Annotated in this window: 19 protein-coding genes; 9 read left to right on the plus strand and 10 right to left on the minus strand. The window is 38.7% G+C overall.

Annotated elements, in window-relative coordinates; genetic code table 11:
- Nucleotides 1–5 precede the first annotated feature (5 nt).
- The 3 genes from HWV58_RS17155 (at nt 6) to HWV58_RS17165 (ending at nt 3,539) form a co-directional block, all read left to right on the plus strand.
- Nucleotides 6–1,463, plus strand: coding sequence for an amino acid permease (locus HWV58_RS17155; protein WP_175635266.1), 1,458 nt, complete (start codon nt 6–8; stop codon nt 1,461–1,463).
- 98 nt (nt 1,464–1,561) lie between these two features.
- Nucleotides 1,562–2,893: a porin gene (locus HWV58_RS17160; RefSeq protein WP_175635267.1), complete on the plus strand. Its 1,332-nt coding sequence runs from the start codon at nt 1,562–1,564 to the stop codon at nt 2,891–2,893.
- A 79-nt stretch (nt 2,894–2,972) separates the two neighbouring features.
- The gene (locus HWV58_RS17165) at nt 2,973–3,539 is read left to right on the plus strand and encodes a MarC family protein (protein WP_039477650.1); all 567 of its coding nucleotides are present in this window, start codon (nt 2,973–2,975) and stop codon (nt 3,537–3,539) included.
- A gap of 254 nt (nt 3,540–3,793) precedes the next feature.
- Here the strand turns inward: HWV58_RS17165 and HWV58_RS17170 are convergent, their stop codons facing one another.
- The 5 genes from HWV58_RS17170 to HWV58_RS17190 form a co-directional block, all read right to left on the minus strand.
- Entirely contained in the window at nt 3,794–4,954 is a 1,161-nt protein-coding gene (locus HWV58_RS17170; protein ID WP_175635268.1) for an RsmB/NOP family class I SAM-dependent RNA methyltransferase, read from the minus strand.
- 29 nt (nt 4,955–4,983) lie between these two features.
- Nucleotides 4,984–6,198, minus strand: coding sequence for a type 1 periplasmic-binding domain-containing protein (locus tag HWV58_RS17175; protein WP_175635269.1), 1,215 nt, complete (start codon nt 6,196–6,198; stop codon nt 4,984–4,986).
- Between the two features lie 121 nt (nt 6,199–6,319).
- Nucleotides 6,320–7,849 (minus strand): glutamine-hydrolyzing GMP synthase, encoded by a 1,530-nt coding sequence (guaA, locus tag HWV58_RS17180; protein ID WP_175635270.1) that lies wholly within the window; start codon nt 7,847–7,849, stop codon nt 6,320–6,322.
- A gap of 75 nt (nt 7,850–7,924) precedes the next feature.
- Entirely contained in the window at nt 7,925–8,383 is a 459-nt protein-coding gene (locus HWV58_RS17185) for a deoxycytidylate deaminase (RefSeq protein ID WP_175635271.1), read from the minus strand.
- A gap of 64 nt (nt 8,384–8,447) precedes the next feature.
- Nucleotides 8,448–9,884: an MFS transporter gene (locus HWV58_RS17190; RefSeq protein WP_175635272.1), complete on the minus strand. Its 1,437-nt coding sequence runs from the start codon at nt 9,882–9,884 to the stop codon at nt 8,448–8,450.
- 143 nt (nt 9,885–10,027) lie between these two features.
- Between HWV58_RS17190 and HWV58_RS17195 the strand changes: the two genes are divergently transcribed.
- Nucleotides 10,028–10,654 (plus strand): LysE family translocator, encoded by a 627-nt coding sequence (locus HWV58_RS17195; protein ID WP_175635273.1) that lies wholly within the window; start codon nt 10,028–10,030, stop codon nt 10,652–10,654.
- Between the two features lie 445 nt (nt 10,655–11,099).
- Here HWV58_RS17195 and HWV58_RS17200 read toward each other — a convergent pair whose 3' ends face one another.
- Nucleotides 11,100–13,001, minus strand: a complete 1,902-nt coding sequence (locus HWV58_RS17200) for an amidophosphoribosyltransferase (protein ID WP_175635274.1) — start codon at nt 12,999–13,001, stop codon at nt 11,100–11,102.
- 221 nt (nt 13,002–13,222) lie between these two features.
- Here HWV58_RS17200 and HWV58_RS17205 point away from each other — a divergent pair, with 221 nt between their 5' ends.
- From HWV58_RS17205 to HWV58_RS17220, 4 genes are read left to right on the plus strand one after another with little or no spacing between them, the layout of a single operon-like run.
- Nucleotides 13,223–16,000 (plus strand): TonB-dependent receptor, encoded by a 2,778-nt coding sequence (locus HWV58_RS17205; protein WP_175635275.1) that lies wholly within the window; start codon nt 13,223–13,225, stop codon nt 15,998–16,000.
- 3 nt (nt 16,001–16,003) lie between these two features.
- The gene (locus HWV58_RS17210) at nt 16,004–17,329 is read left to right on the plus strand and encodes a DUF4876 domain-containing protein (RefSeq protein ID WP_175635276.1); all 1,326 of its coding nucleotides are present in this window, start codon (nt 16,004–16,006) and stop codon (nt 17,327–17,329) included.
- 34 nt (nt 17,330–17,363) lie between these two features.
- Entirely contained in the window at nt 17,364–18,920 is a 1,557-nt protein-coding gene (locus tag HWV58_RS17215) for a DUF6850 family outer membrane beta-barrel protein (RefSeq protein WP_175635277.1), read from the plus strand.
- 4 nt (nt 18,921–18,924) lie between these two features.
- On the plus strand, nt 18,925–20,064 hold the full coding sequence (locus HWV58_RS17220; RefSeq protein ID WP_175635278.1) for a cytochrome-c peroxidase: 1,140 nt from the start codon (nt 18,925–18,927) through the stop codon (nt 20,062–20,064).
- Between the two features lie 402 nt (nt 20,065–20,466).
- Here HWV58_RS17220 and murI read toward each other — a convergent pair whose 3' ends face one another.
- Nucleotides 20,467–21,285 (minus strand): glutamate racemase, encoded by an 819-nt coding sequence (gene murI, locus HWV58_RS17225; protein WP_175635279.1) that lies wholly within the window; start codon nt 21,283–21,285, stop codon nt 20,467–20,469.
- 101 nt (nt 21,286–21,386) lie between these two features.
- Here murI and HWV58_RS17230 point away from each other — a divergent pair, with 101 nt between their 5' ends.
- Nucleotides 21,387–21,569 carry a hypothetical protein gene (locus HWV58_RS17230; RefSeq protein WP_175635280.1) on the plus strand — a complete coding sequence of 61 codons (183 nt, stop codon included), beginning with the start codon at nt 21,387–21,389 and terminating at the stop codon, nt 21,567–21,569.
- A 317-nt stretch (nt 21,570–21,886) separates the two neighbouring features.
- Here HWV58_RS17230 and HWV58_RS17235 read toward each other — a convergent pair whose 3' ends face one another.
- The 3 genes from HWV58_RS17235 to bamA form a co-directional block, all read right to left on the minus strand.
- Nucleotides 21,887–22,465, minus strand: coding sequence for an OmpH family outer membrane protein (locus tag HWV58_RS17235; protein ID WP_175635281.1), 579 nt, complete (start codon nt 22,463–22,465; stop codon nt 21,887–21,889).
- A gap of 65 nt (nt 22,466–22,530) precedes the next feature.
- Complete coding sequence (locus HWV58_RS17240; RefSeq protein ID WP_175635282.1) at nt 22,531–23,061, minus strand: OmpH family outer membrane protein; 531 nt, start codon at nt 23,059–23,061, stop codon at nt 22,531–22,533.
- Nucleotides 23,062–23,162: 101 nt separating this feature from the next.
- On the minus strand, nt 23,163–25,703 hold the full coding sequence (bamA, locus tag HWV58_RS17245) for an outer membrane protein assembly factor BamA (RefSeq protein WP_175635283.1): 2,541 nt from the start codon (nt 25,701–25,703) through the stop codon (nt 23,163–23,165).
- Nucleotides 25,704–25,827 lie beyond the last annotated feature (124 nt).

Genomic DNA, 25,827 nt, shown 5'->3' on the forward strand with positions numbered 1-25,827 from the left:
AACTTATGAATCTAAAAAAGCCTATTGATGTGCTGATAGCAGAATCTGCTGAAAGCGGTGAAGGCACGTTGAAACGGACATTGAGCAGTACCAGCCTGGTTGCACTAGGTATAGGCGCTATTATTGGTGCAGGCTTATTTTCCTTAACAGGTATCGCTGCAGCCGACCACGCAGGACCAGCTGTAACATTATCATTTGTGTTAGCAGCAATTGGCTGCGCTTTTGCCGGCTTATGTTATGCCGAATTTGCATCAATGATTCCGGTAGCTGGTAGTGCTTATACTTATTCTTACGCTACCATGGGCGAATTCATGGCTTGGGTTATTGGCTGGGATTTAGTATTAGAATACGCTTTAGGAGCGGCCACCGTTGGTGTGTCGTGGTCTGGATATTTTAATAAACTATTACACGAGTTTGGCCTTGAAATGCCGCTCTATTTAACAAAATCATTTGCAGAAGTAGATGGAGGTGGGATTAACCTTCCTGCTGTAGTTATTGTTTCTCTACTTTCTCTTATGTTAATTCGCGGTACAAAAGAATCTGCAAGCCTCAATAACATTTTAGTTATTGTAAAAGTGGCTGTGGTAATTATTTTTATTGCATTAGGTTGGAAATTTATAAACCCTGCTAACCATACACCTTATATCCCTGCAAACACAGGTGTTAAAGGTGAATTTGGTATTTCTGGTATTGCAGCGGGTGCAGCCCTAGTATTCTTTGCGTTTATCGGTTTTGATGCTGTTTCTACTGCAGCACAAGAAGCAAAAAACCCGCAAAAAGGCATGCCAATCGGAATATTAGGTTCTTTAGTAGTTTGTACCATATTATATGTATTATTTGCTCACGTAATGACAGGCTTAGTACCTTACACCATTTTTAAGGGTGATGCTTCTCCTGCAGCTACGGCTTTTAAAGTTACAGGTTACGGTTGGTTGCAAATGGGTCTAATTATTGCAATTTTAGCTGGCTATACCTCTGTAATATTGGTGATGCTAATGGGACAATCAAGAGTATTCTATACAATGTCAAAAGATGGCTTGTTACCAAAATTCTTCAGTAGTATCCATTCTAAATTTAGAACACCTTTCAAAACCAATATCTTCTTTATGCTTTTTGTAAGTGTATTCGCAGGATTTGTTCCGGTAACTGATTTAGGTCACATGGTTTCTATCGGTACATTATTTGCTTTCTCATTAGTTTGTATAGGTGTAATGTTGTTACGCAAAACTGATCCAGACAGACCTAGGCCATTCAAAACACCTTTGGTTCCTTTTGTGCCAATTATGGGTATTATTGTTTGTGTTTATTTAATGTCTTCACTTCCATTAGAGGCTTGGATCAGGCTAGCTATCTGGATGGCATTAGGTGTTGCTATATATTTCTTCTATGGTAAAAAGAACTCTGTTCTTGGAAATAAGGGTAAAGTAGTACAACCAATTGACCCACCAAAACCAGAATTATAATCAAATAATGATATTTTTTAAAGCCCCGATTTAAAAGTCGGGGCTTTTTTTGTGTTAAATATTTGTTAATAAATTACCTTTGCAAAAAAAACAAAAAGATGACCCGTTATTTTGCTTCCATTAAGCACGTTTCTATTTCTGCAATTGTATTAATGCTCTTTATTTCTTCAGCTGGTTACGCACAAAGAACAATTAACGATGTAATGGATTCGACAACGGTTAACCACCTGTTAATTATCTCGAAGAAATACGGTTCATTATCTTTCAGTGGTTATTTACAGCCACAGTTCCAGCTGGCGCAATCAAAGGGTGCACAGGCCGAATTTCAGGGTGGTAATTTTGGTGATTTCACTAATAACAGATTCAGGCTACGAAGAGGCCGCTTAAGGGCCGATTACATGATGCTAACAGACGATGGCGCACCTTCTACCTATTTTGTGCTTCAATTTGATGGTACCGAGCAAGGTGTGGCCATCCGCGATTTCTGGGGGCGTTACTACGAAAATAAATGGAAGATATTGGCGGTAACCCTTGGTCTATCGGGCCGGCCATTCGGAAATGAGCTCCAATTGTCATCATCAGTTAGAGAAGCACCTGAGCGGGGCAGAATGTCACAGATTTTAATGAGAACCGAACGCGATCTTGGCGTAACCTTTACTTTAAATCCCCGCTGGAAAGATGCCAAACTTAAAAACTTTGTACTCGATTTTGGTATCTACAATGGTCAGGGTTTAGCCGGCAACGGAGAGTTCGATAACAGTAAAGATTTTATCCTTAGGTTAAGCCATAAAACCTATGCCTTTAAAAACTTCACCATTGCTGGTGGAATAAGCACGCTTCAGGGAGGTTTAGATCACCGCTTGCCGGTAAGCTACAAAATGGAGCAAACAAATGATACGTGGAAAATGGTAAAAGATTCGTCGGCTTCTACTGTAAATAAGGTAGCACCGAGAAGATATTATGGTGCAGATATACAATTGGCCACAAAAACCAAAAGCTGGAAATCGGAGCTTAGGGCAGAAGTAATATCGGGCTTACAAACCGGCACATCAACCACCTCAACCACACCAGGCTCCTACCCGGTTGACAATAAGGCATTGGCTTTGCCCTTTTACACCCGTACTTTTAACGGCGCTTACTTTACCTTCGTACAAACATTAAACAGTACCGATAACCAGCTTATTTTGAAATACGATTGGTACGATCCAAATGCTAAAGTAAAAGGACTTGATATTTCGGGCGATAGAGGTCTTTCGCCTGCCGATGTTCGCTTTGATACCTTTGGCTTTGGCTTCTTACATCACTTTAACCCGCATTTTAAAGCGGTATTGTATTACGATATCATTAAAAATGAGGCAACCCAGATTCAGGGTTATACGGCAGATAGAAAAGATAATGTGCTAACACTGAGAACACAGTTCTATTTCTAATAAATAATACTTCAATGGCGGAATTGATGCAAATTCCGCTACCTTTGCTTAAAATTGCTCTGCTATGAAATCTGATTTTATGACGTTCAACTTAAGCCAGATACTATCGACTACGATGGTACTGTTTGCCATAATCGATATTTTGGGAGCCATCCCGGTAGTAATCGAATTGCGCAGAAAGGCTGGTCATATCGAATCTGAAAAAGCTTCGCTGGTGGCAGCAGGCTTAATGATCCTTTTTCTTTTCCTGGGCGAATCGCTGTTAAAAGTAATTGGCTTGGATGTAGAGTCTTTTGCCATTGCGGGCTCTTTTGTAATCTTTTTTATCGCCATGGAAATGGTTTTGGGTCTTACCATCTTCAAAGAAGAAGCCCCCGAAACAGTATCGATTGTTCCCCTCGCCTTCCCGCTGATTGCCGGTGCCGGAACCATGACGACCCTGCTTTCGTTAAAAACCGAATACCATACACAAAACATTCTTGTGGGTATTTTATTGAATATGCTCTTCGTGTATTTCGTCTTAAAAAACACCAACCGTTTAGAGAAACTCTTCGGAAAAACAGGTTTAAATATCTTAAGAAAGGCGTTCGGGGTAATCTTACTCGCAATTGCAATTAAGCTTTTCAGGAATAATACGGGATTGTAGGAAAATCTAAACAAAGTCGTCATTCACGCCTAGGCGGGAATCTTAAAACACATTGCATTACGATTCCCAATCAAGTTGGGAATGACGAAAATCTAAAAAAATTGTAACATAAAATTCGTATATTCATCTAAACAGAAAGCTCATTACATTATGAACAGCTTTGAAGAATATACCTTAATAATTGGAGCTATAGCCGTTTTAATCGAAGCGGTAAAGTACTTCAAAAAGAATTTCAGATCATGGTTTGAACATGGCTAGGCTTTGATTAGCCGCGCCACAAACATGGTGTCAGCCTGGTTTTCATATCCTTTTATCACTTCCATTTTTTCCAGCTCGAGCGGTAACGTATCGGTAAGGTGTTTAACTACAGCTTCATTTTCTGCTACAAAAGCCGAGCAGGTGATATAAATTAATGGTTTACCAGGTTTAAGGTATTTTACTACATTTTGGGCAATCCCCTTCTGTATCGTCGCAAACTGATTGATTTTACGTTCATCGAAAAAGGTAAGCATTTCGGGTGTACGCCCCCAGGTACCCGAGCCCGTGCAAGGTGCATCTAAAATAATCCCGTCAAACTGGTAGTGGTGTAAAACCTGATCGTTATTTTGTAAAAGATCAAGCTCCTTTTTATGGTATTTTTTAATTCCTGCCTGCCTGAAACGTTCATCAAGGTTCAGGAGTACACTTTCTCTTAAATCGGTTACCAGAAGCTCAATTATAGGCTCAAAGCTATGCAAAAGCAAGGTTTTCCCGCCTGATGCCGCACAGCAATCCCACCACTTATCCCATTTATTGGGTTTAAAATATTCGCCTGTATGTTGCGAAGAAAGATCCTGTACCTGATAACTGCCCTCTTTTAAAATGGTTTCGAGTTTAGTACCGTTAGGCAAGACTAAGGCTGTATCAGTAATGGCTTTAACCGGGATACTTTCATCCGTTAATTTAGCAACAATACTGACCGAATCGGCCGCAGCAACCCGGATAAATAAATCAGGCTGCTGAAAAAAGGAAGCAAAAAACGCTTCTTTACTTACACTTTCTGAAAGTGCAGCATGAAAAGGATATACTTGTGTTAAATCAAACTCAGGGTATTTGGCTTTAACAAGTGAAAGTTTTTCTTTCAGTGGCAAAGTTATACTAGCTGCAAAATCCGACAGGTTCTTCTCCACAATCAGGCTCAGCGTATCGTGGCACAAAAAATCGGCAACACTTAAACGTTCTTCGTTATTGAGCGCAGGCAAGGCTTTTCCTAAACGGAAAAAACTATAGATATGCCGCGTAGCCCATCTCCTGTCAGACGAACCCATCTGCTTATTCTGCTTAAAATAAGCTGGCAGAAACCGATGTAAAGGCAAACTTCCATCGTAACTGTTTAAAATCTGTTCAAAAGCCCTGATCTGATGGTCTACTCTCATGTATAATTGGGGATGGAAGAATTTAAAGTTTACTCAACAATGTTTAAGGCGAAGTTTTTAAACTTCAACAACATTAAACTGGTGTTAATATAGCCTAATTTTTCATCATGGATAAACGAAAAATGATTATGTAAGCCTTTATAGCGGTCTTTTACAATATAATCTTTATAATCTTCGCCATAAGTAGTTAACAAGCGACCAAAATAATAGCCGATATCGAAACCTTTAAAGGCGTATTCGCCCGGTTCGAAACCATATTGGTATCGGTATTTTTTAATAAAAGTAGTTACAGCACTGTTTTTATAATCTATTTTGTAAGATGAACTGATAATGGTGTTCAAATCCTGCATTTTATCGGTCGGGTAGTTTTGTTTTACCCAGTTGGGATGGCCGAAAAGCGAAATGTTATATCCTCCTGCCGGAAGATGTTTTAATTTATACAATTTTTCGATAGTAGGCAGCACAAAAGCACGATCGGAAGAGGTTACTACAACGGCATATTGCTTACCCTTAATCATTTTGGTTTCGAAAGCATAGGCCGAAGCATACTCCTGCACTACGAATTTGGTATTGCCCTGAAAATAACTCTTGATGGGTGCTGCAAATTGCTCATCGTCTGTTTTTCGTGGATTGATGAGTACCACAATGGTGCTTGCCGGATTAAAGGTTTTGGCGATATAAGCCCCAATCTTTTTCGCATGCAGATCGATATTGTTTACTATAGACACCAGATTCGGGTTGTTAAAATCGGCCGGTTGCGAAGCCGCCAATGGCGATACTACAAGTGTATTGTTTTCTTTCGAATAGTTGGAGATAAATTTCAAGCCATCCGGAAAAACAGGGCCTATAATTAAATTGCTTTGCTTAAAACGATCGTTCTTGTACAAGGCAGCAATATGGGCTTTATCATCATCCGTATCGAAAACATTAAGCTTAAAATTTAAACCCTGGGCAGCTGCCGAATCTAAGCCCAGTTTAAAGCCCTGATAAAAATCGATGGGCATGGCATATTTTTCAATCTCTGCCTTGGTAGCCGTTTTTAAATTCAGTTCGCTTAACTTAAACGGAACAAGTAAGGAAACACTTGCGCCTTGCGCAAACTTCTTAACGGGCTTTTTATCAGCAACCTTTTCTTTCTCAAGAGGTTTAGCCGGTTCGGGCTTAGGCGTTTTAATTTTAGGCGAACATGCCGCTAAAACCAACGCAGACCAAACCAGTAATCCATAAACCTTTTTGAAATTCATACCTATCGTTTTTAACAAAATATGCTAGCAAAGTTTATTCCACCTTGCTAGCATAATCATTTTATTTATGTTGTTTGGACTAAAAACTCCAAACTAAAAACCCACAACTCCAAACTGAATGCTATTCCCACTCAATAGTTGCAGGTGGCTTAGAGCTGATATCGTACACCACCCTGTTAATCCCTTTTACTTTATTAATAATCTCGTTCGAAATTTTAGCCAGTACAGGGTAAGGTAAATGACACCAATCTGCAGTCATACCATCAAGCGATTCTACAGCTCTTAAGGCAATTACGTTCTCGTAAGTACGCTCATCGCCCATTACGCCAACCGATCTTACTGGTAAAAAGATTGCTCCTGCCTGCCAAACCTGATCGTAAAGACCTGCTTCTTTCAGGTTATCGATATAAATCTTATCCGCATCTTGTAAAATAGCTACTTTTTCAGCAGTAACCTCACCAATAATACGAATACCTAAACCTGGTCCCGGGAAAGGGTGACGGCCTAAAATAAACGATTCTAAACCTAATGCAGTACCTACTCTTCTTACTTCGTCTTTAAACAAAGTTTTAAGTGGTTCTACCACTTTTAGTTTCATAAAGTCTGGTAAACCACCCACATTGTGGTGCGATTTGATGGTAGCCGAAGGGCCTTTTACCGATACCGATTCGATAATATCAGGATAGATTGTACCTTGCGCCAACCATTTTACATCCTGGATTAAATGCGATTCTTCATCGAACACCTCGATAAATACGCGACCAATGATTTTACGTTTTTGCTCCGGATCTTCAACCCCTGCCAGCTGACTTAAGAATTTATCCTTTGCATCAACACCTTTAATGTTTAAGCCAAAATCTTTGTATTGTTCTAAAACACTTTCATATTCGTTTTTGCGCAATAAACCATTATCAACAAATATACAGTGTAAGTTTGTACCTATAGCTTTATGCAATAACACGGCAGCAACACTACTATCAACACCTCCAGAAAGGGCTAAAACAACCTTATCGTTACCTACTGTAGCTTTAATATCAGCAATAGTGGTTTCAACAAATGCTGCCGAAGTCCAATCCTGACTGCAACCACAAATATCAACAAGAAAGTTTTCTAAAAGGATCTTTCCATCAATACTGTGCGTTACCTCAGGGTGAAACTGAATGGCATAAGTATCAGAATCTTTAATGTGGTAAGCCGCAACCCTTACACTATCGGTACTGGCAATCAGCTCAAAATTATCAGGAATGCTGGTAATGGTATCGCCATGGCTCATCCAAACCTGCGAATCGATGTTAATGCCTTTAAATAATTTGTTTTCCTGATTAACAAAATTAAGGTTTGCACGGCCGTACTCGCGTGTTGAAGAAGGCTGCACATCGCCACCTGAATGCTGGGCAATGTATTGTGCGCCATAACAAACAGCCAGTAAAGGATATTTCAAATGGTATTTCGATAAATCGATTTGAGGGGCATCTTCCTGACGAACAGAATATGGACTACCTGAAAAAATAATCCCTTTTACATCAGGGCAAATCTCAGGAAGATTGTTGTATGGATATATTTCACAGTAAATATTTAGTTCGCGAACCCTACGGGCAATGAGTTGTGTAAACTGCGAACCAAAATCGACGATAATGATTTTTTCTTGCATGGGCAAAGATAGGATTTTAAGCTGAAAGCTAAAAGCCAAAAGATCAAGAAAAAGGCGTTTATTTTAAATGCTTTTTTAAGCCTCAATTAACTTAACCTCCACTCCAAATTTCCTTAAAAAATCTACCCCTTCATCACTAGGCAAGCCCTTATATGCCGCGTATGATTTTGAATAATACACCAGTTTGATACCCGATGATAAAATCAGGCGGGCACAGGCAATACAAGGCGACAAAGTAGTATACAACGTGCAACCTTCAATCTTCGATCCGTTTTTAGAGGCGTAAAGAATCGCATTCTCTTCTGCGTGTAAGGCCAGCGAGCAGCTCCCCTTACTATCGCGTGCACAACCATGCTCAGGCCATTCCTCATCACAATTGTGAGTGCCAGCCGGCGGGCCATTGTAACCGATAGAAATAATGCGGGTATCTTTTGTTAAAACCGCACCAACATGCGCACGCACACAATGCGAGCGGGCGGCCAAATCGGTGGCCAGGTTCATAAAAATGGAATCGAAACTTGTTTTATCTGTCATTTGTTAAAATAAAAAAGCCACAAAGAAATTCATCTTTGTGGCTGCTAAATTACTTTATTAAAAATTAATGTCCGCCAGAAATTTTCTGGTCGAAGTTAATTCCTTGTGATCTTAATATAGATGCCACTCTCCATGCATAAAATGCCAGATAAGCAAAACAGATAATCCCAACAATATAACTGTATTGAATACCTGTAAACTCAGATACATAGCCTTGTAACCAGCTGATAATACCACCGCCCATAATCATCATAATTAAGAAGCTACTACCCTGACTGGTGTGTTTACCTAAACCACTAACAGCTAAAGTAAAGATACATGGCCATAAAGTACTACAGAACAAACCAACGCTGGTAATGGCGTACACACTCGTCATACCGGTAGTAAACATACCAATTAACAAAGCAGTAATACCAATGGCAGAGAAAATCAACAACATCCTGGCCGGGTTACCTTTACTCGCCATATCTGCTACAATCAGTACCAGAATAATAGCTGCATAAACATAAAAAGGAGCTAAATCATGTTTTGCGATCGCATTTACTAATAGAAAAATACCAAAAGCTAAATAAGGCGCAATAAAACGCAATATTTTCTGAGTGCTCACATTATCGGTAAAAGCTTCAACAGCACCTGTCCAGCGGCCAATCATCATACTAGCCCAGTATAACGAAATATATGGTGCAATGTCTTTAATTTCGAAACCCAAATCTTTCTCCATGTAAGCAGGTAAGTTACTCGCGGTCGAAACCTCAACACCTACATAAACGAAGATCGCTATCATACCCAAAACCAATTGCGGATAGTTTAATGCCGATCCCTTAATCGATTTAGTATCATCTGCCGAGGCTTCCACTAAAGCTGGTCTATCAGGCAAAGATGACATTTTTAAGAAAATCGCTACTGCAATGAAAGCTACTCCTAAAATTAAATAAGGGATTTTAACACTCTCTACACTAATATTGGTATTCGCATTTGCTGCAGAACCAAAAATGGCAAAACTTACAATAAGCGGACCAATGGTTGTACCAAAGTTATTAATACCACCTGCAAGTGTTAAACGTTGCGAACCTGTTTTAATGGGACCTAAAGCAATAGCCAGCGGATTGGCAACTGTTTGCTGTAAAGAGAAACCCAAAGCTACAATAAACAAACCCGAAAGCATTAACGGGAAAGAGTGAAGATTTGCAGCCGGGTAAAAAAGTAAGGTACCTGCTGCCGAGATAACCAAACCCAGAGCCAAAGAGTTTTTATAGCCTAATTTGTTAACAATATCCTGCCCCATAATAACAGAAATTAGATTGTAAATTAAGGCACCCACAGTATATGCAATGTAAAATGCCAATGAAACCAACTGACTTTCGGCTTGCGATAAATCAAAAGCCTTTTTAAATACCGGAATGAGAATGTCGTTACTGGCGGCTACAAAGCCCCAAAAGAAGAATACAGTGACCAGTGGGATAAACTGCGCCCACTTGGTTTGCGTTTGTTCTGAATTCATATTATAAATTTAGTTTTAGTGGGTCTAAACATAAATAAAAAAAATTAATAACCAGTATTTTTTATGCAACCTATGCAACAAAAATAAATGTTATATGTTTAGGTATAAAATTGCATATTCGCATATTCTAAAGATCACAATGCATGTTTGAAGCCATATTACTAGGTATAGGAGCAGGGATTATTTCGTCGTTTTTAACAGGGCCGGTATTTTTTGCAATGATCAAAACCAGCATAGAAAGAGGCTTCAAAGCTGGTTTCTCTTTAGCAGTTGGCGTAATTATCAGCGATGTTATCCTCATAGGCTTAGTACTTTTTGGCAGTCAGTTTTTTGATTATAAAGCCGAATTCGACAAATATGTGGGCAGTATTGGCGGTGTATTTCTGCTTGCTGTGGGTGTTTATTACCTGGTTTCTAAAATCACAGTGCATTACGATAGCACCACACTTCAAAAAGTAAGTAAACGGGGCTATGTGCTAAAAGGTTTTTTAATGTGCATCCTCACCCCTTCTACCCTCATGTTCTGGATTATTGTGAGCGGTATTATTTCAGTTAAGCTGAACAACATGCTAAACGAAAAACTGGTTTGTTTCTTTATTGCAATGGCCACCCAGTTAAGTATCGATGGGGCAAAAAGCTTTTACTCGAGTAAGCTCCGTTATAAAATAAAAGAAGATGCACTAAAAAAGCTGAATAAAATTGCGGGTGTTGTGATCATCTTTTTCGCCTTCTGGCTCATTATTAAAACCTACCTGAAATTTTACGCATAGGTTTTTAAGACCACAGAGGGCACAGCGTATTTTTATCCACGGAAACACAGATTACACGGAGATATTTTATTAAAACAGAGTATTAGTGGTTCGTGATGACACAAACCACGGATTAGGCCTGAACTACAAGTAAAATCTGCATTTAAATCTGCTTAATCTGCGGGAGCAAAAAATACGAATTGCCATTTTAAACATCATGTTAGTGATCCGTAAGGACACGAACCACGGAATCGGAGTCCGATATTGGTTCGAGATATGGTAACACAAAATAGATCCTGAAATAAATTTAGAATGACGCAATGAATGATAGCAGATTATAAAAAATTCTCTGTGACTTCCTGCCTTTGTGGTCAAAAAAAATTAGGCAAAAAAAAAAAAAAAAAAATAGCCCATATCAGCGATATGAGCTATTCATTATTTTAAGTCTCCTTTAAGAGATTTAGGATTAATATGCCCTTTGGTTATTTCCTTCCTTCCAGTTAACAAAAGCTTTATTTACCACTTTATTACCACCTGGTGTAGGGTAATTTCCTGAGAAATACCAGTCGCCTTTGTTTTTCGGACAAGCCTCATGCAGATTCTCTAAACTTTGGTAAATTACTTCAACCTCTGCAACAGTACCTTTTGGGGTAATAATTTGCGCAATTTTGGCCGAAATTTCTTCTGGTGTAAATGGTTTATAAATCTCTTTAACGTGGTTTACAATCTCCTCTTTAGGCAATAATAATGAAGCTTTACATTTGGTGTAAACATCTTCAATTACCTGCCACATGCCACGCTCGGTAAGCAGTTGTATCGCTGCATCAAAAGCTACAAACTGTCCCATGCGGCTCATATCAATACCATAACAATCAGGGTAACGGATTTGAGGTGCAGAAGAAACAATGATAATTTTCTTAGGATGTAAACGGTCTACAATTTTAATGATACTTTGCTTAAGCGTAGTACCACGCACAATCGAATCGTCTAATGCTACCAAAGTATCCTGGTGATTGTTAATAATACCATAAGTAGTATCATAAACATGGGCCACCATTTCACTGCGGTCAGCATCCTGCGTAATAAACGTACGCAGCTTAACATCTTTAACGGCCAGTTTTTCTACCCTTGGTGCCAGCGACAGTAATTCGTCTAACTGCTCATCAGATAGTTGCTCTTTTTTATGTAAAAGTGTTTCCTTCTGGTGGTTACGCACATAACGCTGTACGCCATCAACCATACCAAAAAAGGCCACCTCAGCTGTATTCGGGATGAATGAGAAAACCGTGTTTTTCAAGTCGTAATTTACGGCTTTCAAAATTTTATCGCTTAATAAACGACCTAGCTGTTTACGCTCGCGGTAAATTTCAACATCACTTCCTTTCGAGAAATAGATCCGCTCAAACGAACACGATAACCTTTCGGTTGGCTCGCGGAACTGTTCCATGCTTACCTCACCATTTTTCTTGATGATTAAAGCATGACCTGGATCGATCTCTTTAACATCTCTGAACTGGATGTTGAATGCAGTTTGTAAAGCCGGACGCTCTGAAGCTGCAACCACAATTTCATCATCGTAATAGTAATATGCCGGACGAATACCTGCAGGATCGCGCATAATGAACGAATCGCCATTACCAACCATACCGCAAATCGAGTAACCGCCATCCCAGGTTTTAGCCGAGCGGCGAAGGATATTGGCAATATCTAAGTGATCGGCAATTTTTTGCGTAATCGCAACATTGTCATGTCCTTCTTTTTTGTACTGATCGAAAAGCTCCTGGTTTTCATCGTCTAAAAAGTGACCGATTTTTTCCAGTACCGTTACCGTATCTGCCTTTTCTTTTGGATGCTGGCCCAACTCGTATAATTGCTCCAATAACTCGTCAACATTGGTCATGTTAAAGTTACCGGCAATTACCAGGTTACGGGTCATCCAGTTGTTTTGCCTTAAAAAAGGGTGGCAGTTTTCAATACTGTTTTTACCATGTGTACCATAACGCAAATGACCCAATAACACCTCGCCAATAAAGCTTACGTTGTTTTTGAGCCATTCTGTATCCTGCATTAATTCAGGCGTGTTTTCCTGGATATCGACAAATTTGTTCTGCACATATTCGAAAATATCCGCTACCGCATTAGAGGCCATGCTCCGGTATCGGCTAATGTACCTGCTTCCAGGCTTCATATCCAGCTTAATGGTGGCAATACCCGCGCCATCCTGGCCTCGGTTATGCTGTTTTTCCATTAAAAGGTATAATTTGTTAAGGCCGTAAAGTGCTGTACCGTACTTTTGCTGGTAGTAAGAAAGTGGTTTTAACAGGCGAATAAAAGCGATTCCGCATTCGTGTTTTATCTGATCACTCATTGTGTGGGTTTGAAGCCGCAAAGTTATCCTTTTAAAACATTACTACCTAAACAAAAATGCTTTCTTTTATTATGATGAGGTTTATCTGACAGATGTAGCAAACTATCTCAACTCAGGCTAAAACCAGATGAACCTGTCTTACTAATTAGAATCCTTCTAAATAATTTGCATAGTAAGTGTAAAATTCACACTTTTGCATCATTATTAAGATTTAGTCTAAATTGAAGAAACTTTACACATCCCTATTTTTCTTCTTTATTTGTTTCACTGCGCTGGCGCAAATTAAGAATGTGGTTACCGGAAAGGTGGTCGACCCGCAAAATAAGCCCCTTGAGCTTGTTAATATCAAAATTGTAGAAACCAACCAATATGCCATTACCGATAAGTATGGTACATTCAGGGTTAACGGATCGGAAACGAACAACATTTTAACACTCGAGTTTTCTTACATCGGCTACCAGAAGTTAAGCGTCCCCGTAACTGTTAAAGCCGGAGAAACCAATCTAGGTAACATTCAGTTAAAGGTTTTAGACCTCAGTTTAGAGAACATTGAGATTAATGCCAAACGAAATTACTCAGGCTCTACCAACTCATCACTGATTATTACCCGCGATTTGATTGAGCAAACCCCTGCATTAAGTGTAAACGATTTGTTGAATCAAATTCCGAATAGGAAGATTACTCCACCGTCATTACAAAATGTTCAAAATTTAAACTTAAGAGCTGCCTTTACCCCTACTTTAGATGGAAGGAGTGCAGATGTGTTAAATAATGCTTTTGGTATAGCCATTATCATGGACGGAAATACAATTAGCAACAATGCAAACATGCAAAATTACAACATTGGAATGGCTGGACTTGGTGGTGCTTTTGTAGAAAGTGGAACATACGGGCTACGTGGAACCGGAGTAAGTCAAACCGCATATTCAGGAGATTACACTTTTGGAGGAACTGATTTAAGGCAAATACCAGCGGATAATATCGAGAGCATTGAAGTAATTTCGGGAGTAGCACCCGCGAAATATGGCGACCTAACGGATGGAGCTATTATTATAGAAAGACAGGCTGGAAAAGGTCCAGCTTATATACGTATGCAAATGCGCGATAATGCAACCTCATACGGCTTTAATAAGGGTTTCGAAGTCAGCCCTAAACTCGGAGCTTTAAATGTTGGAGTAAACTATGTAAATTCCTTTGAAGACAATCGCGATAAACTAAAAGCTTATCGCAGATTAAATACAAATTTAATATGGACTAATGTATTCGGGCTTAAAAAGCAATTTAAAAATACCTTCAGTATAGATTATGGTAGAAATTTAGATGGCATTAAACAAGATCCAGATGATGAAAAAAGTACTGTCACTAAATTTGACAGCTGGAATTTTAGTGCCGCAAATAGAAGCAGCTATCGTATAAACAATGGTTTTTTAAAAAACATTGCACTTAATCTGCGGTACTCTCAGGGACATCAGGTGAGTTATAGGGAGCAACTGCAAAATGAGCCTTATATAATGTATTCAAATGCTACTGCAACTGGTATTACCCAAGGCATTTACGATTCAGGTATTTTCACAGCAAAATCACTAATAGATGGCAAACCAATAACTGCTGCTGCAAATCTCGATTTTAACGGTGGCTTTGCAACCGGTAGCATCCAACATTATATTTCTTTCGGAGGAAGCTATAGCTATAGTGCGAATAAAGGTCTAGGTCAAACCATTGATCCAAATGAACCTAGAACTGCTTCAACAGTTACTTCTACTAAATTTTCGTCAAGAAATTCTGAAAGATATTATGATTATCGTTTATTAACCCCCGAGCAGAATATAGGTATTTATATCGAAGACTTGTTCAAAGTGGATGTTTACGGAAAACCATTGAATGTACGCTTAGGGGCAAGATCAGATGTACAAAACGGCTATGCATCTTTTGCGCCAAGAACAAATATTAACTATGCGCTAAGTAAAAACGTTAAGGTTGGTTTAGCCTATGGTTTATCTTACAAATCACCTGGGCTGGCTCAGTTGTATCCGGGCCCCACATTTTTTGAAGTCCCATTGTTAAATGCCTACAACGGAAATGCTAATGAGAGCATTTATTTATTATATGTAGATCGTTATGAGCCAAACAGCGATAAACTTAAACCCAGCCGAAGTGAAAGCATCGAATTTACTACTCAGATAAAAATGGGAGATTTTAATTTCTCTCTCGCAGCTTTTAACAAGAAAAACAGGAATGGAATTAACACTGTTCAGGATTACAGGAGTGTTGAACTTCCTACTTACAGTGCGGTAATTAATCCCGGAAGTACGCCTACTGTTAAACAGACAGGGACACAGTTTTATCCAATAGACTATTTCACTTTTCAAAATAATTTATACTCTGATAATCAAGGATTTGAAGTAATTATTAACAGCCCGGAAATTAAATCACTCAAAACTTCATTTAATATTAGTGGTGGGTTATTTAAAACAATTCAGGGCTCTACCAATCTTACGCAAACGCTTAAAACTACTAACGTGGTAAATACCGATCCTAAATTTGCAATTATTGGCGTTTACGAGCCTTTAAGTACAAAGAACTACTACAGTAACGGAAGAATAACCAGCGTAACACATATACCGAAGATCAGTTTAATTGTTACATTAACTGCTGAGTTTGATCTATACAACAAAAATATATATAGAGAAAGCTCTCGCATTCCGTTAGGGTATTACAACCGCCAGAATAAATACTTTGCCATTACTGATTTTGATAAGAACAATCCGCTGTACGGCCATCTATATATTACTCCACAAGAACAGAGTGAAAATAATTTGCCTAAGGTAATTTCTAATTATCATTTGAGCATTGCCAAGGAAATAAAAAAACGTTTCAAGTTTGCCTTCAATGTTTACAATGTCTTTAATCATCAGCCATATTACTTGTCGTCAACAGGCAAATACTTATTTCCTAACAGCACACCAACATTTGGTGCAGAACTATCCATTAAATTATAGCACATGAAAATATCAGTTTTTTTATTTCTAGCTCTTACCATCACCTTTGCGGCATGCAAAAAAAACACGAGTCCGGAAATACATCCAGTTCAGTATCAAATCAAAACTTCTTATGCTTCTAAAGATCTAGGCAAGGTATTACCACTACTAAATGTTAGAATTGTGCTTAAAAATACAAAAACTAATATTAATGATACTTTATTTACCAAAGCAGACGGTATTGTTCCTATTTTAAAACTTTCGCCGGGAGTTTATGATATTACTGCCAGTATAACCATACCAGCAGCACAATATACTTCACTTACAAATGAAATTGTTGATAAGGAAGTAGTATTTAATGGTTCGGTTAAAAATCAGGTTATTTCATTAAAAGATGATCAGAGCCTCCAATTAGACCTTGTTTCAGGCTCTATTGGTCCTTGGGTAATAAAACAAATTTATTATGCCGGGTCCAATTCTACCAATGGGGCGTTATTCAGGGATCAGTTCATCGAGTTTTATAATAATACAGATTCGTTATTATATGCTGATAGCTTATATTTTGCAGAAGCAATAGGTATACAAAACTATACTTCTAAAACTGTTTACCGGCTTGAGAATCAACAGTACGACTGGAGTAAATCGCAGGATATGCCAGGTAATATAGATGCAAATAATGGCTTCGTTTATGCAAGAACGCTTTTAATGATACCTGGCACAGGGAAGCAATATCCTGTTAAAGCCGGTGAGAGTATTATCTTAGCTCAAACTGCCATAAACCATAAATCACCATTTACAGGAACGGATGGAAAAACAATTTCTGTTCGCGATCCTTCACTTACAGTGGATTTAAGTGGAGCTGACTTTGAAGCTTATTATGCTCCTTTTTTACCTCGTCCTTTAGCTTCAGACATTGACAATCCTAATGTCCCTAATGTTGAGGTAATTGCATATAACGGAACTGATTTGATATTTGATAATCCCGGAAGGATAGGTTATGTAATTTTCAGGAACAAAGGAACAACGGATGCAAAGAATTTAAAACAATACGCTGCTCCTTCAATTACACCACCCAGCTCAACAGCGGAGAAATACTATCAGATACCTGTAAGCTATATCATCGATGCGGTTGAAACCCAACCTTATTCAGCTGCATCAAGAGTACCTAAAAAGCTTGGTGCTTCCCTGGATGCCGGATACACATTTGTTCCCGCCGGAGCGTATTCATCTCAATCAGTAATTAGAAAAACTGAGGCAACTGTAAATGGCAGAAAAGTATTGAAAGATACCAACAACTCTTTAGAAGATTTTGATTTCTTACCACTAGCTGCACCAAGAGCTTTTAAATAATTTACGCTGTTATCAGAACAGAATTAACCGACAAATGAAGCATACATTTATATATATACTTTTCTTCCTAAGCTCAGTTTCATGTGCATTAGGACAAAATACAGATTCTCTAAGTATCAGCTCAAGAAGCAAAAAATATTCTGGTGATTCTGTAAAATTCAGCGCTTACGATTTTGCTAAAACTAGCCCATTTTTCATTAAAAAACTTATGCCTCAGCAATACAGCAGTATAAATGCAGGTTATAATTATAGTAAAGGGACACTTATGCATGCTCAGGATGCCAGTAAACTTTATGAAACTTTCTTAAGCACTGAAGGTATAACCCAAATTAAAACGGTTAGCCTATGGGGGCAGTTTGCCATTAACAAAACCGTAGAGGATAGCACCAAATTTGCACATATTACTAGGTATAATCCGACAAATCCGTATTACTTTGGTTCCCCAATCGATTTAAATTATGAGAGGACAGTTTACAACCTTAAAGCCTTAGCAAGCAAAAACATGCTAAAGAATAATTTGCCAATTGGATTAGGTGCTGATTACAGAATTGGAAATCATTATTCGACAAACGACCCCAGAGGAGATATCAAAGATTTTCAATTTGATTTAACGGCAACAGCTGGTTACAATTTAAGTAAACAACTAAGTGTAGGAGCTGGCTATCGCTATGGATATGGAAGAGAAAGAGTAAATGTTGGCTACAAAAATAATAGCCTCTCACAAGGTAGTGTGAAACCAGAATATAATACATACCTGATAAACGGCTACGGAGAAGCACAAGAATATAACACAAACAGGTCCATCAATACGGATTTTAAGCGTAATGGATTAGAAATTAACTTAGCTGCCGAAAAAACTACTTTCGGCGATGTTTATTTTAATTACCGTTATACCAAAGAGAAACAAGAATTTTATTACAGAAGTGACGGCGGTTATTTTAATTATGTTGATTATAATAATATAGCTCAAAATTTCAGGTTGTTATGGTTAAAAGGTATAGCTTTGAACACTTTGAGTATTGATTTACAATACAATAATAACGATGGCGACAATTATATTATTGAATATTTATCTAACAGCTACATATTTAATAGCAATACGATCTCAGCAAAGGCAACATATAGCATCCATCAAAAAAAAGCAATCCATAACTATAGCATTTGTATACAAAAAATTGGCGAACAACGTCAGGATGGGTTAGCTGGAAATGATATACAGTTTAATCAACTTAACTTTTCAATAGGATATGGATTAAACAAACAAACCACTCAGCAGCACAATTGGGGTTTTAGTGTAATGGCCCATTACAATAAATATTTAAATTCACATTTTAACACTACAGCAAATAATGTGGGCGTATTCACCAGAAATGTAATTTATTACGATTACGCCTACAATACAACCTCAAAGTTTGGGGCTAACCTTACAGGAGATTATAGCATACCCATGTTTAAACAAATCCAGGCTGGAATTAAGGTTGGACTTAACTATTGGAGAAGAGATGACTTAAAGGATTTTGGGAGGGTCCTAACAAGCGCCCCCGGCAAAGATCGTTTTTCTTCCAATATCAGCTTAAATCTTTATTTTTGATCCCATGAATAGAGTTTTTGCTGCGCTTGCCATCGTTCTCACCGGATTAATCTTATTTTCTTTTCAATCGGCTAATTTTAATGACGACTACGAGCTGAGCATTGATAGCCTGCGCAAAGTATATTCAAAACCAACCAGCGAGTGGCCAAAACCTACGGTTGATCAGGGTGCGGTTTTTCAGGAGCTAGGAGAACTCCCTCCCTCTCCTGTCGATTTAAAAAACGACTCGGTTAAAAATGTGGTAGAGCTGGGTAAAATTTTATTCTTCGATCCGCGTTTATCGGGTTCCAATCAGATTTCGTGCTCTAGCTGCCATGCGCCAGATTTACACTGGACAGATGGTCGCCAGGTATCCATTGGTCACGATCATTTAAGCAATATCCGCAATGCACCTTCATTAGAGAATGTTTGGTTTTACAAACGCCTGTTTTGGGATGGGCGCGCCAACAGCCTCGAAGAGCAGGCCGGTAGTCCGGTGGCAGCGCATAATGAGATGCACCAGGACATGAAAGTTTTACCAAAAAAACTAAGCAAGATTAAGGGCTACCAACCGTATTTTACTGCTGCATTTGGCTCGAAAGAAATTACCAATAAACGTATTTTTGAAAGCCTGGCTACCTTTCAGCGCAGCATTGTGAGCAGAAGAACTCCTTTTGATCGTTTTCTGGCGAAGGATAAAAAAGCCTTAACCGATCAACAATTGGTAGGTCTACACTTGTTCCGCACTAAGGCGCGTTGCATTAACTGCCATAACGGGCCATTCTTTACCGATAACGAATTCCACAATGATGGTTTAACCTATTATGGCCGTAAATACGAAGATTTGGGTTTGTATAACGTAACCAAAAAGGCCGAAGATGTGGGTAAATTTAAAACACCGGGTTTAAGGAATGTAATGAAAACAGCGCCATGGTTTCACAATGGTTTATTTCCGGATATGGACGGCGTAATGAATATGTACAACGTAGGTATGCCGAACCAGCGCGTTAAACCCGAACAGGTAAATGATCCTTTATTACCAAAGAACGATAAGTTGTTAAAAGGCCTTAAATTAAGTATTGCCGAAAAGGATGCAGTAGTTTCCTTTTTAGACGCTTTATCGTCGCCAACAGTATTGGTGAGGGTTGAAAAGTTACCGCAGTAAGTTAGTTTGGAGTGGGGAGTTTGGAGTTCGGAGTCAGCTAACCGGTTAAACAAATAGTTTATTGGTGCCCCTGCATTCTGAATTAGCGCTGGTTAACACGAAATCCTTATTTTACTTTGAAAGCTTCCTGCAATGTGCTGCGACAAATCAAAGGTACTTTGAAACCTTCCTGCAGTGTGCAGCGATAAATCAAAGTAAAACAGCCGGGAGTTTGGAGTCGGTTAAGCGGTTGAAAAAGACAGCCAATATAAAGGAATGGTATTCAGTTGGCAGTTCACAGTTGGCAATTTTCAGTTGGCAGTTTTCAGTTAACCAATTCAAACAGTTAACCTTTAAACTTCGCTCCCTGCTAAACCAATGAACAAGTGAACCAATGAACCAATGAACGACTAAACCAGTAATCTACATTTTATTCGATTTCAGCGCTTCGCCAAAAAATATAGAAGCATGTTCATCAAATGCAACCGGATCACCACTGGTGTAGAAATGCCTTTCGCCTTGTCTACCCAGTTTTTCTTCGATTTCAGGATGTCTTTTTAAATAATCTACCAAACTGGCGGCTACAATGTCGCCCTGCGCCAAAACGTTGATATGGGGCGGAAATACCGTTTTTAATTTCAGCATTAACAAAGGGTAATGCGTGCAGGCCAGCAGCACACAATCTATACCGGCCGACTGGCTCAGCAATTGATTGCAATATTCCTGAATAAAAAAATCGGCACCCGACTGCAGGTGTTCATTGTTTTCAATGAGCGGCACCCACATTGGGCAGCTTTGCTGGTAAACGTGTATATCGGGAAAAAACTTATTGATTTCTAACAGGTAAGATTGCGAATTAACCGTTCCCCTGGTACCCATTACCCCTACTTGTTTGGTTGTGGTATACTGGTCGATTACCTCGGCGGTAGGCCTGATTACACCTAGCACTCTCCTATCAGGATATCTGGCAGGCAAATCGCGCTGCTGAATGGTTCTAAGTGCTTTAGCTGAAGCCGTATTACAGGCCAGGATTACCAAACGGCAACCTTTGGCAAAAAGCCACTCCACACATTCTAAAGTATATTTATAAATGGTATCGAAAGCATGGTCGCCATAGGGCGAACGCGCATTATCGCCTAAATAGATGTAGTTGTAATTGGGCAGCTGATTGGCAATTGAACGGAATACCGTTAAACCTCCGTAACCTGAATCGAAAATACCTATTGGGGCGTTATCCTGCATACTTATTTAAGGGTTAATTGTTTTAATCGGTTAATTGAGGTTTTTCTTGTAAAGGTAGTTTTAATTTGGAAGGTTGGACGTTTAAATGTTGGAAAGTTAAAATGTTGAAACGTTTTAATGTTCAGGGAGCAGAACCTTCCAACATTACAACCTTTAAGCATTATAACCCTCAAAGAATATTTGAAGGCCCCTCTATACAAAAACTTCCAGTAGAAAAATCGTCATTGCTGAGGTACGAAGCCTGCCTGCTGCAGGCAGGTAATCTAACTACTATGGGCGGATAAAAGCATCATTTTAATTTCAACTAGCGATCGTTGTAAGATTGCTTCGTCGGCTGAAAAAACCTTCTCGCAATGACAAATATTGATTTTATGAAATAAATTAACCCTCAGCTTACAAACTATTTAGTATGCATTCCCTCGAGGTTATTACCATCTAATAATGATTTCATTTGAGATGCTGAAACAAGTTCAGCAGGACGAATCCAGGAAGTATTGGGTAAACGCGTTAAAACAAAAAAGCGGAACTAAGTTAAACTTAATTCCGCTTTATATTTTTGAACTGGGAAGGAGACTTTTAACTCCGAACTCCCGACTCAGTATTACTTTTTAGGTGCAGCTGGTTTTGCAGCAGTTGCTGTAATACCTAATTTAGTTTTAACTGCAGCTGTGATATCATCACCACCTTCCCAGAAAACCAGGTTGTTACCACCTTGTCCGTTTGCGATATCGAAAACGTAAGCTAAACCTTTTTCTTTAGCTACAGCTGAAATTGCAGTTGCAACTTTAGCCTGGATTGGCTGGAATAACTCACCTTGTTTAGTACCGATATCTTGTGAAGCTTTTGTACGAGCATCAGTGATACGTTTCTCTAAATCCTGTAATTCCTGACCAGCAACCTGTAATTCTTTACCTACAGTTTCTTTGTTAGCCTCGCTTAAAGTTTTTTCTTTGTCTTGTGCGTTTTTCAATTTTGTCTGATATTCTTTGATCATTGCATCAATATCAGCTTGTTTTTGTTTACCCAAGGTTTCTAAAGTTGTTTGAGCTGCTTTAGCATCAGGTAAATTTGCAAATACCTCTTCAGAATTAATGTGCCCTAATTTTTGTTGAGCACTTGCCATATTCGCTGTAAACAATAAACCTGCTGCTACAAAGAATACGTTAATTAACTTTCTCATCGTTCTATTTTACTTTTTTTATTTTTTCTAATTGTTTGTTCCTTAAATTCAAAGGGCCGAATATACTAATTATTTACAGTCCCTGGTTTGTAACCTAATTTTACAATTACATCATTACTTACATCGTAACTGCTGCTTGCATAAATCATCATGGTTGCTTCGCTGCTCTTATCAAAAATGAAATCCAGATACTTAGATTTTGCAATCTGTTTAATGGCATCTGCAACTTTATCCTGTATGGGTTTAATCAGCTTACTTCTGCTCTGAAAAAGATCTCCGTCAGGACCAAACTTAGAACGTTGAAATTCTTTAGCCTGTTTTTCTTTTTCAATAATTTCGTTCTCGCGGCGCTTGCGCATATCATCGGTTAATAAAACCTGATCTGCCTGGTAAGCTTTGTACATCCTGTCAATTTCAGAGAAATTTTGATCTACCTGTTGCTGCCATTGTTTAGAAGCCACTTCCAACTGACTCAAAGCCGATTTATATTCCGGTAAATGTTTTAAAATATACTCCGTGTCTACATAAGCAAACTTCTGTGCAAAGGCACCGAAAGATGTGCAAAGCAGGAATGCGATAAAAAGATACTTTTTCATTTGTGTGTGTGTTTAATGATATCGTTAATAACCTAAGCTTTGTTTAAACTCAACTTGCAATGATTTATTGCATAATTAGTTAATTTTTTACTTTTTATCAATTAAAATCCACCTAATTGTTGTGCGATACTGAAGTGGAACTGTCCTTTGTTCGCATCAGGTAAGCCTGGGATAGCATCAAAACCGTAACCATAATCAATACCCAGTAAACCAAATATCGGTAAAAAGATACGTGCACCCACACCTACTGATCTGCGGATATTGAACGGATTGAAATCGCTAAACCTGTTCCAGGTGTTACCACCTTCTGCAAAGGCTAAAATAAATGCTGTTGCCTGCTGACTTGCAATAACCGGGTAACGTGCCTCTAATACATATTTGGTATAAATCGGGCTACCTGATTGTTGTGCAATGCTCGGATCAGATCCTACCGGAATAACCGTATTGTTTGAATAACCACGCATCGCAATTAGCTCTGATCCCTGTAAGAAATCGAAACCTTGCATACCATCACCACCCAGTTTAAAACGCTCGAATGCTGATTGGCCTACTGCTTTGTTATACTGACCCAAGAAACCAAACTGTGCCTGTGCTTTGATCACCAAATTACCTACTACACGTTGGTACCACTGCGAATCGAATTTCCATTTGTGGTATTCGGTAAAGCGATATTTTTCTTTATCAGATGCCGTAGCATAGTTGGTTTTGTTAAACAACGAGTATGGTGGCGTAGCCTGAATAGTGAAACGCAGGAACGAACCTGATTTCGGGAAAATCGGCGAATCTCTTGAATCGCGGCTAATCTCTTGTGATAAGTTTAAGTTGTAAGAAGTACCGGTGCTGAACAAATAACCTGCATAGTTATTTAAAATGTATTGTTGCAGGTTAATGGCATGGCTTAACTGGAAATAGTTATCCGGCCAGTTTAATCTTCTACCCAAACTTACGGTTACACCATTTAAACGGATTTTCTGGAATGAAGCATTATCAGAACTTAAACCGTTTGATTGTAGTGAAGTAAATGCACTTACACCAAAACTTACCGGTTTCTCGCCACCAAACCAAGGTTGAGAGAAAGAGAAACTGTACGATTGATAATATTTACCGTTGGTTTGTCCACGTAAGCTTAATTTTTGTCCATCTCCTTTTGGAAGTGGTTTATATGCTTTTAAGTTAAACAAATTACGCAACGAGAAGTTGTTGAAAGTTAAGCCCAGGGTACCGATAATACGGCCACCACCAAAACCACCTGAAAGCTCAATCTGATCTGAAGGTTTTTCCTCAACTGCATATTCGATATCCACAGTACCATCGGCCGGGTTAGGGCGCGGTGTTGGAACAGTTTTAGATTCGTCGAAGTTACCCAACTGACCAATCTCACGGATGGTACGGATTAAATCGCTTTTGTTAAATTTTTGTCCCGGCTTAGTGCGGATCTCACGCAGTACCACTTTATCATTGGTAATGGTGTTACCTTTTAAAGTAATGCGGTTGTTGGTGTATTGCGGTCCTTCGTACATGCGAAGCTCTACATCTACCGTATCGCCACGAATGGTTTTAACCGGATCGATGTTGAAAGTTAAGTAACCGTTATCGGTATACAAACTATTGATATCGCCACCGTTTTCGCCACCACCGTTTAATTTTTTGTTTAAACGCTCTTCGCTAAATACATCACCTCTTTCGATGGTTAATACTTTATTTAAAATACTATCCGGATAAATGGCATTACCTGCCCAGCTTACACTACCCACATAGTATTTCTTTCCTTCGTAAAGGTCCATGCGGATGTTAACCCTTTTTTTGTTATACTGGTAAATGGTATCTTTTAATAACGTAGCGTCCAGGTAACCTTTTTCCTGCATCTTGCCGATCATTTTTACCTTGTTCTCTTCGTATTTCTCTTTTGAGAATTTTCCAGAGCCCCAGAAACGCCACCAGGCAAATTGCTTAGGGTTTTTAAGGAATTTTCTAAGCTTGGCAGATTTAAATTCTGTATTGCCGGTAAAATCGATATGCTGTACTTTTACGCGGCTTCCTTTGTTAATGTTGGCTTCTAAAACAACACTGTTTTCGGCATTCGGATCTTTACGGGTTTTATAATCGATGGTGGTAAAGAAAAAGCCTTTATCCAGCATGTATTTTTTTACAATGGCCGATGTGGTATTGTATAAGTTATCGTTTACAATTTTACCGGTTTTATCGTTAAGTTTTTCCTGAATAGCGGTTCTTTGCGATTTACTGATTCCTTTCAAATCGATAGAGCTTAAACGCGGACGCTCAACCACTTCGATTTCAAAATAAACTGAATCCTGAACAAATTTTTCGATGTTAAGTTTTACATCATCAAATAAGCCCTGTGCCCAAAGCGTTTTAATCGCGTCAGAAGTTGCCTCACCCGGAAGCACAATTTTATCCCCTTTGGTTAATTTAGAAAGGGTAATTAAAACTTCTTTATCTAAATATTGGGTTCCGGTTACTGTGGTACCACCAATGATATATTCTTTTGGACTAAAATAATCGAGATCTAAGCCACCAACCTTTAAAGAGGGGGTTGCCGGCGCCTGACCTTGTGGACGTATTTGAGCAAAGGCCGGAGCGGCTAAAACTAGTAGGATTAAAACTTGAAATATTCTTTTCATTAAAATAATTTGTTCAGTAATGGCCACGAAGGTAACAGTGTTTTGTAAGCAAATATTTCTTTAAACCGTTACCCTGTTATGGTTTCATTTATCGTATAAAAGTGGTGCTAAGTTAGTTTAAACG

Source organism: Pedobacter ghigonis, assembly GCF_903166585.1.
Classification (GTDB): domain Bacteria; phylum Bacteroidota; class Bacteroidia; order Sphingobacteriales; family Sphingobacteriaceae; genus Pedobacter; species Pedobacter ghigonis.